8 protein-coding genes and 1 pseudogene are annotated in these 8002 nt (G+C 66.2%); 5 read left to right on the forward strand and 4 right to left on the reverse strand.

Annotated features, from left to right (window positions below):
- Nucleotides 1-5: 5 nt before the first annotated feature.
- Nucleotides 6-869 (reverse strand): RNA polymerase sigma-70 factor, encoded by an 864-nt coding sequence (locus JOE46_RS01820; protein WP_209926070.1) that lies wholly within the window; start codon nt 867-869, stop codon nt 6-8.
- Complete coding sequence (locus tag JOE46_RS01825) at nt 866-1438, reverse strand: carboxymuconolactone decarboxylase family protein (RefSeq protein WP_209926071.1); 573 nt, start codon at nt 1436-1438, stop codon at nt 866-868. The genes JOE46_RS01820 and JOE46_RS01825 overlap by 4 nt, the downstream gene beginning before the upstream one ends.
- Before the next feature lie 162 nt (nt 1439-1600).
- Here JOE46_RS01825 and JOE46_RS26210 point away from each other — a divergent pair.
- A pseudogene (locus tag JOE46_RS26210) lies at nt 1601-2017 on the forward strand (Clp protease N-terminal domain-containing protein); the annotation flags it as partial.
- Nucleotides 2018-2182: 165 nt separating this feature from the next.
- Here JOE46_RS26210 and JOE46_RS26215 read toward each other — a convergent pair.
- The gene (locus tag JOE46_RS26215) at nt 2183-2785 is read right to left on the reverse strand and encodes a hypothetical protein (protein WP_245222400.1); all 603 of its coding nucleotides are present in this window, start codon (nt 2783-2785) and stop codon (nt 2183-2185) included.
- Between the two features lie 310 nt (nt 2786-3095).
- On the opposite strand from JOE46_RS26215, the gene JOE46_RS01835 reads away from it, so the two are divergent.
- Nucleotides 3096-5006, forward strand: coding sequence for a DUF222 domain-containing protein (locus JOE46_RS01835; RefSeq protein WP_209926075.1), 1911 nt, complete (start codon nt 3096-3098; stop codon nt 5004-5006).
- Between the two features lie 200 nt (nt 5007-5206).
- Nucleotides 5207-6175 (forward strand): alpha/beta fold hydrolase, encoded by a 969-nt coding sequence (locus tag JOE46_RS01840; RefSeq protein WP_097211112.1) that lies wholly within the window; start codon nt 5207-5209, stop codon nt 6173-6175.
- Here the strand turns inward: JOE46_RS01840 and JOE46_RS01845 are convergent, their stop codons facing one another.
- Nucleotides 6176-6820, reverse strand: coding sequence for an FHA domain-containing protein (locus tag JOE46_RS01845; protein ID WP_097211113.1), 645 nt, complete (start codon nt 6818-6820; stop codon nt 6176-6178). It lies immediately after the preceding gene.
- A gap of 576 nt (nt 6821-7396) precedes the next feature.
- On the opposite strand from JOE46_RS01845, the gene JOE46_RS01850 reads away from it, so the two are divergent.
- Together JOE46_RS01850 and JOE46_RS01855 are read left to right on the forward strand one after the other, a co-directional pair.
- A complete protein-coding gene (locus JOE46_RS01850) occupies nt 7397-7537 on the forward strand; it encodes a hypothetical protein (RefSeq protein ID WP_169310410.1) in 141 nt (46 codons plus the stop codon).
- Between the two features lie 14 nt (nt 7538-7551).
- On the forward strand, nt 7552-7992 hold the full coding sequence (locus JOE46_RS01855) for a tail fiber domain-containing protein (RefSeq protein ID WP_257017317.1): 441 nt from the start codon (nt 7552-7554) through the stop codon (nt 7990-7992).
- Nucleotides 7993-8002 lie beyond the last annotated feature (10 nt).

Below are 8002 nucleotides of genomic sequence, written 5' to 3' on the forward strand. Positions count from 1 at the left end.
GATCCTCAGCGCCGCAGATCCGCTACCAGGTCCAGCCGCCCCAGCTTGTGCGGGTTGCGGATCGCGTAGATCCGCGTGATCCGGCCGTCCTCGACCACCACACTCACCGCGGTGGCCTCGCCACCGACATCGATCCGAATTCCCGGCAGGCCGTTGAAGAACGTCGACGTGGTCACGAAATCCGGGATCTTTGCCGCGCGGGACAGGAAGGCCGCCACCCGTTCGACCCCGACGATGGGCTTGCGCGCAGCCGCCGCGATGCCGCCGCCGTCGGCGATCACCACCACGTCCGGGGCGATCACCTCCATCAGGCCCTGGACGTCACCGGTGGAGAGGGCGGCCATCAGCTTCTCGACGGCCGCCTGCTGTTGGGCTCGGTCCACCTGCATCCGTGGCCGCCGCGCGGCGACGTGCTCGCGGGCACGGTGCGCGATCTGCCGGACCGCGGCCGGGTTCTTGCCCATCACCTCGGCGATCTCCTGGTACGGCGTCTCGAACACCTCGTGCAACACGAACACCGCCCGCTCGGCCGGACCGAGGGTCTCCAGCACGGTGAGCATCGCGATCGAGACGCTCTCGGCGAGCTCGACGTCCTCGGCCACATCGGGACTGGTCAGTAGCGGCTCGGGCAGCCATTCCCCGACGTAGTCCTCCCGGCGGCGGGACAGCGACCGGAGCCGGTTCAGCGCCTGCCGGGTGACGATCCGGACCAGATAGGCCCGCGGGTCGTGCACCTTGGCCCGGTCGACCTCGGCCCAGCGCAGCCAGGTCTCCTGGACGACATCCTCGGCGTCGGCGGCGGAGCCGAGCATCTCGTAGGCGACGGTGAAGAGCAGGCTGCGGTGGGTGACGAACGGGTCGTCGCTCATGACTTCGAGCGTACGGCGAGCGGCTTGAGGCCACAGGCCGCCGAGAACCCCTGCGAGGTGATGCCCATTGCGGTGTTGCTCCGGGTGTAGAGGTTCGCGAGCGCGATGAACGCGGTCAGCTCCACCAGCGCCGGTGCGCCGAGCTGCTCGAGCAGCCGTGCGGACATCTCGTCGGTCACCGTGGGCGGGGTCTGGGTCATCGCCTCGGCGTACTCCATGACCTCCCGCTCCAACGGCGTGAACACGTCCGACTCGCGCCAGCGTGGCACCTCGCGTGCCTTGGTCAGATCGAGCCCGTCGTTGTTGGCTTGGAAGTAGCCGAGGTCCAGGCAGAAGCTACAGCCGACCATGCTGGCCACCGCCATGTGGGCGAAGGTCTTCAGGTTTTCGTCGCACTGATCCCACTTCTGCGCCTTGCGTCCGATGGTGAAACTGAAATTCAGCACCTTGCGGTTGTGCCATGCAACCTCGGCCGGCTCGGGTACCTCGCCGAACATCTTGCGGGACATCCGCTTGACGATCGCGCCGTAGACGCCGGTCAGCTCGGCCCGCGGGATCCTGGTGGTCATCATTCCTCCTCCGGTTATGTGCTCTCGGCATGAAGACACCGGCGAAGGATCGAATGTGACACCTGGGTGGGGCCGCCTAAGAGAACGCTGTGTCGATTCAGGAGCGGAGCCGTCCTGACCGGACAGGATCGGCAGATACTGAGGGTTGGTGGGCACCACACGGTGGAGAGTCCGATAGGAGCAGCCTGTGTTCGAGAAATTCACCGATCATGTTTGGCATCCGAAGCAGCGCTGGCACGCAACCGCGACTACCTGGGCACCGAGCACCTCTTGGTCGGCCTTCTCCGTGAGGGCGACGGTGTGGCGGCGAAGACGCTGGAGTCGTTGGGCCTGTCGGTCGAAGCCGTTGACAGCCGGATCAGCTGTTCCGAACAGCCCCAGGCTGGCCGATCAGGACAGATTCCGTTTACGCCCCGAGCGAAGATCGTGCTCGAACAGAGCACACGCGAGACTGCACTGCTCGGTCACGACCACATCGGAACCGAACACCTCCTGCTCGCTCTCATCGACAGCCGCGAGTCCACCGGTGCCCGGCTACTCGGTGAGGTCGCACCCGTGGACATCGCCGAGGTGCGTCAACAAATCCTCAGACAGGTCGCGGAGTATCTGCTGCATCAGGCAACGTTCGCCTTGTTCACGACCTCGCGGACGTGTACCCGTTCTGCCACCCGCACGGCCTGGCAACACCGCGCCGCGTGGACCAGCATCCGGAACGGCACGCGACGTCCCCGCCGTGGGCACCGTTCAGGCCAGTTCCTCCGACACGGCATCGGTGGCCTGGCCCCGCACGTTCGTGGCGGATATCAACACAGCGTCGAAGGCGGCGTGCCGGGCGACCTCGAACGGGATACGACGACCGTCGACGAGCGTGACCAGGTCGGGATCGTCAGCGTCCGTAATGGAGTGCCGTTCATCCCCCCAGTCGATGTTGTAGCCGACCCAGACCACCAGCTCGAATGTGTTCTCGCCTTCAGCATCGACATACACCTGATTGGCACAGCGAGTGCGCAGTCTGGCTTCGTCCCAGCTGTCACAAAACATCGCGTCATGGCCATGCGCCGCACCGTCGAACAGCAGAATCTGCTGTCCAGACTCGGTGACCGCGTACACCAGCGCGGGCAAGTCGTCACCGACGATTAGCCCTTCGGACCGCTCCCCGTAGTAGCGCAACTGAAATCGAGTCTGGCCGCCCTGGGATCGCAGCCGTGCCGCCCAGCCGACCTCCAACAACTCTGCCCAGAAATTCTCGGATACGTTGCAGGGACGGTCAGCCGGCTCGGTCAGACCGACCAGATGAGGCGGCCCAGGACGAGTCGTCCTTCCGGACACGGACATGCCATTCGTCATGTGCTCAATCATCGGGTATCGATCCACACAGCCAATGGTCACAGCAGGGCGAACATTGCCTGATGTGGCACTAGCTTCTCTGCTTGGGCCGTGATGCGATCCACGGAATCGAACGGGCACCAGCCATTCTTCGAGTCGTCGCGCATGGGCCGCTAGAGACTTTTGGCGATTTGCTGTTTGAGGCAGCGTCAACCTCGCGGGACGTTTGCCTTCGGTCGTGTTGCGTTGGCGATGGAGGTATCCGCCGGTGCTGGGTGTGCATGGTTGGCACCCAAAATTTCTGTCGGCGGCCGCGCGTAGGCTCGTACACATGTTCGATACCGGGGGGTTTCGGGGTGGCGCCGCAGGTGAGGGCGCCCGCGCCGTCGAGCGCCCGGTGGATTTCGAGGACGGTGCCGCGGCTCTGTCGGCGTTGCGGGAGTACGGGCGGGCGGAGAACGTCGCCGCGGCGCACAAGGTGTTGACGGCGGCGTCGTTTGCGCGGCGGCAGTTCGCATCCGAGGTTGATCTGTTCGGGGAGGAGTTCGCTTACCGGGCCGGTCGGTCGGCGGAGATGGAGACCTCGCTGGCGTTGGGTGTGAGTGCCTTCACGGCGGAACGGTATGTGACGGTGGGCAATGCGCTGGATCTGCGGTTGCCGTTGATTCGTGCGGTGTTCGTGTCAGGGCGGGTGGATTTTCCGCGGGTGTTCGCGATCGTCGACGCGACCGCGGAGATCTCCGACGCCACCCTCGAACGGATGGAGGGCCACCTCGCGGACGCGGCCCTGTATCTGACGCCGAAGAAACTCGTAGCGGAGGTGATGCGGGAGTTGATCCGCATCAACCCCATCGAGGCAGAAGAGTTGCGCAAGCGGCGTGAGCGTCACTGTCGTCGGGTGTCGGTGACCGCGGACCTGCACGGCATGGCCCAGGTATATGCGACGCTGACGGCGGCGGAGGGCCGGACCCTCGATTCGCTCGTCCAGGAGATGGCGGGCACCGTCTGCCGGGAGGATCCCCGCACCGTCGACAACCTGCGCACGGATGCGTTCATGGCGCTGGTGCACGGCGAGAGCTATCTGCACTGCCTGTGTGGGCGCGATGACTGTCCGACCGCGCATTTGCCGCGCACCGAGCGGCCGAAACCCGAGGTGCATATCCATATCGATCTGGAGAGTCTGCTGCGGTTGGCGGATCATCCCGGGCATGTGGAGGGTCACGGGCCTATCGATCCGGAGTTGGCGAGGTTGCTCGCCGGGGATGCGACGTGGCAGGCGGTGATCACCGATGCTCGGCGCATCCAGGCGGAGCACAACGCTGCCGCCAACGATGAGGGCGAGAACGGCAGCCATGGCGACACTGACGACGATGATTCGCCACGAGAACCGAAGGGCGACATTGATTCAGTGGACATCGGTTCAGGGGACAGCTCTGTCCAGACCGCCACACCTGGCGTCCCGAGCCGCTATCGACTGCGCCGGAGGAAGGCAGGGCAATTGCCGCCCCGACAGGACTCGTCGACACCGCCTCCGTATTCACCCGGCGTCGGCACTCGCGAGCCCAGGATTACCGACATCCTCGATGCGATCACCGCGAACCCGGCCCTGCTCGACGGCCAGTACCCGGACGGGCACGGCGGATACGCCCACCCGCCCCGCGGAGCCCTGACCTACCGGCCCAGCAACGCCGTCCGTGCCGCGGTCTTCGACAAGTACGACACCTGCACGTTTCCCGGCTGCACCGTCAAGGCCCGCGACTGCCAGTTCGACGACATCGTCGAATTCGACCCCGACAACCCTCTCGCGGGCGGCTGGACCATCGAGAGCAACGGCGAACCCGCCTGCATCTGGCACCACCAGGCCAAGACCGACCGACTCTTCCGCGTCGTCCGCCTCGACGGCGACGTCATCGTCTGGATCGGCCAACACGGCGCAATCGGGGTCACCCTGCCCCTGCCGGCCGAACAACGACCCAGCGCCCGCACCAAGAAACCCGCAGCGCGGCCGACCTCGAAGCCGACACCCGCACCACCGCCACCCGAACCACCCGACCCCGGCATCTACGAACCGACCTGGTGGGAAACCCACATGCACCCCACCGACCTACCGCCGACGCTCCCGGAACTCGCCACCATCACCGACCCCGGCCACCTCGCCCGGTGCGCACAACTGCGCGCCCACCACGCCGAACACCTCGCGATCCTGGGCGCACGCGAGAAGCGCCGACCCCCACCGTTCTGAGGGTGAGGGATTCCGCCCCTGCTTGGAACGACTCCAGTCGAGCAAAATTTCCGCGGATTCCACCCCAGGTGTAAGAAACTTCACCCTCAGGTCGATATAGCGAGTACTTGGGTAGCTGGCTCCGTATCACCGCAGATAGCAGATTGGTAAGTACCCGCAGACGAGGGCGGAACAGGACGAACCCAGGCACGGAGGACGCAATGTTGAGCACGCCGAGCGCACGAGATCATGCCGGTCGCCGCATCACGGTGCTCGCCGACGACGGCGTCCCCCTCGCGGTCCAGGAGTACGGCCGGGTGGACGCCCCCATCACCGCGGTGTTCGTGCACGGTCACTGCCTGCGCACGGAATCGTGGTCCTTCCTCCGCGAATACCTCTCCTACTCCTGGGGCGCCGACGTCCGCATGGTCTTCTACGACCACCGCGGGCACGGCGACTCCGGCCACGGCCCCGTCGACACCTACACGATCGACCAGCTCGGACACGATCTGGACGCAGTCATCCGCACGGTGGTCCCCGAGGGCCCCGTAGTGCTGATCGGCCACTCGATGGGCGGCATGACGGCCCTGGCCTACGCGCGGCAGTACCCGGACTCGATCGGCTCGCGAATCGTCGGGATGGCGCTCATCGCATCGGCCGCCAACGGGCTCACGGACGCCGGCCTCGGCCGGCTCCTCCATTCCCCGATCGTGTCCGCCTTCCGGAAGGCGGTCCGCCGGGCGCCCCGGATGATGCAGGGCTCCAAGCAGCTCAGCCGCATGCTGTGCGCCGGAATCGTCCGGGTGATCGGGTGCGGCAACCGCCAGGTGGATTCGCGGGTCGTCGCGCTCGCGGCCGCGATGGTCAACGACACCTCGGTGGTCACGATGTCCAGCTTCCTGGAATCCCTGATCGGCTTCGACGAGTCGGAGTCGCTGTCCTCCCTGGTGGGGATCCCCTCGTTGGTCCTGTGCGGCGACGCCGACGTGATGACCCCGTTCGAGCACTCCGCAGCCATCGCGTCCCGGCTGCCTGCCTCCGAGCTGGTGCGCATCAGCGGGGCCGGTCACTCGGTGATCCTGGAGCGCGCGGCCGAGGTCGCGCACGCGGTGGCCGCGCTGGTCGCCCGCGCAGGTCACGGCGGGTCGGCTACCTCGACGGACAAGGGCATCCTCGCCAACGCCGGCTGATCACAGGTCGCGCTCGTTGATGATGCCGCTCTGCATGGCCAGCTCGGCCAGCCGCACCCGTTTCTGGTTCTGAGGGAGGTCCTCGACATCGAACTTGGCGAACAGTGCCCGCAGGTGCGTCTTGATCGCATCGACGCTGAGGAACAGTTCCGCAGCGATCTGCTGGTTCGACGCCGGATTGGCGAACGTCGCCCCGTGCTTGTACGGCCTGCACAGCCCCGTCAGCACCGCGCGTTGCGTCTCGGTCAACGACCGCACGTTCGGCATGTTCGCGGCGACCATGGTCGCGTCGTCGACCGCGCCGCCGAACTCGTTGTAGGTCAACAGGGTTCCGCCGATCCTGATGCTGTCGCCCTGACGCAGTCGTCGGCGCCCGGTGATCCGCTCGCCGTTGACGAAGGTGCCGTTGCGGGACATGCCGTCGTCGACGACGGTCCAGTGGCTGCCAACGCATTCGATGACAGCGTGCAGCCGCGACACCTCCTCGTCGGCGGTCAACGGCAGCCCGGAATCGGGTGAGCGCCCGACGGTCAGGCGTGGGCTATCGGGGGAGAGGTCCAGCTTGTGCTGTCGACCTTCCCTGTCCGAGTAGATCAGGCGAGACTCAGTTGCTCGGTCCACGACAACCCCAGGGCACGTTTCCATCGTGCCCTCCGGAGGTGCGCGCAGCAAGATCGAATTCTCGATAGCTGAGGTAAGGAACAACCTTGATCGCCTTGACGCCCACCTCGACCACGTCGAATACTTTTTCGTGAGGGTCGAATCGGGAAACTCGCCGCTGACCGCGCACAGGGGCTTCGGCGTATCGTGAAAGACCTGCGTCAAAGGTGGTTGTGATGAACGCGTACGTGCAGGCCGGCAGACCCGCCGGCGCGGCGCCCGCCTATTCGAACAGCGGGCGGCAGACGCACATCACGCCCCGGATTCGGTCCCGATCGGGGACCGGGCCAAGAATCGGGGATGGTCGCCCCAGCATGCTCACGCACAGGATTTCTGGTGATGATCTGATGACGCCCTGACCAAGGTACAGCCATCAACTCTCTTGTGGCACAGCTGTTTCAGTCGTTGGGTTCCGCCGCACGGGTTTCGGGAAGGGTGGGCGTCACCACCCCTTGGGTTGGTTTCGGCGCCCGCGTCGATGAATCAGGGTTGTAGGTGTTCACAACAGGGAGTTCGGCACATCGGCCGACTTCCGACACCAGACGACAATCAGGAGGAATCATGCTCGGACTTGTAATCGGACTCGGCGGCGCGGCGCTCAGTATCGGGCTCGGACTCGGACTCGGAGCGATCGGGCTCGGGCTCGGGCTCTTGCTCAGCGACGCGACCATCAAGCACGACGTCACAGAACTCACGGACTGAACCGAGGCGATTCGGTGACCGAAGCCATGAAAGCGAGCACCGAGCGCGCGCAGGACGCCCCTGGCCAGTGGGTGGACACCGGCCGGGGGCGAGCGCGTGCGCGTCTTTCCGCCCGGACCCGGCACCCGCTGGCCTGGCTGAACTCGGCCCTCAGTCACCGGCGAGGGGTCCAGACCGGCCGGTCCGTGCCCGCAGGCGCCGACGAGGTCCTGCAACGCCTGGCCGAGATGCCGCTCAGCGTGTGGACCTACGGGTTCGATCACCCGTCGGTGCGTCATATGGGCCCGATGGCACAGGACTTCGCCGCGGCGTTCGGGCTGGGATCCACGGACCGGCGGATCTCCGTCGCCGACGCGAACGGGGTGTGTATGGCCGCCATCCAGGCACTCCATCGGCGCCTCGTAGAACTCGAGACCGAGGTGGCGCGGCTGCGCTCGGCCCGTGAGGAACTCTGAAAGGGGCCCG

The organism is Rhodococcus sp. PvR099 (assembly GCF_017833315.1).
Classification (GTDB): Bacteria; Actinomycetota; Actinomycetes; order Mycobacteriales; family Mycobacteriaceae; genus Rhodococcus_G; species Rhodococcus_G oryzae.

Coding starts and splice junctions, on each gene's coding strand:
- JOE46_RS01820 (WP_209926070.1), bottom strand. CDS start 869: ATGAGCGACGACCCGTTCGTCACCCACCGCAGCCTGCTCTTCACCGTC.
- JOE46_RS01825 (WP_209926071.1), bottom strand. CDS start 1,438: ATGACCACCAGGATCCCGCGGGCCGAGCTGACCGGCGTCTACGGCGCG.
- JOE46_RS26215 (WP_245222400.1), bottom strand. CDS start 2,785: ATGACGAATGGCATGTCCGTGTCCGGAAGGACGACTCGTCCTGGGCCG.
- JOE46_RS01835 (WP_209926075.1), top strand. CDS start 3,096: ATGTTCGATACCGGGGGGTTTCGGGGTGGCGCCGCAGGTGAGGGCGCC.
- JOE46_RS01840 (WP_097211112.1), top strand. CDS start 5,207: ATGTTGAGCACGCCGAGCGCACGAGATCATGCCGGTCGCCGCATCACG.
- JOE46_RS01845 (WP_097211113.1), bottom strand. CDS start 6,820: ATGGAAACGTGCCCTGGGGTTGTCGTGGACCGAGCAACTGAGTCTCGC.
- JOE46_RS01850 (WP_169310410.1), top strand. CDS start 7,397: ATGCTCGGACTTGTAATCGGACTCGGCGGCGCGGCGCTCAGTATCGGG.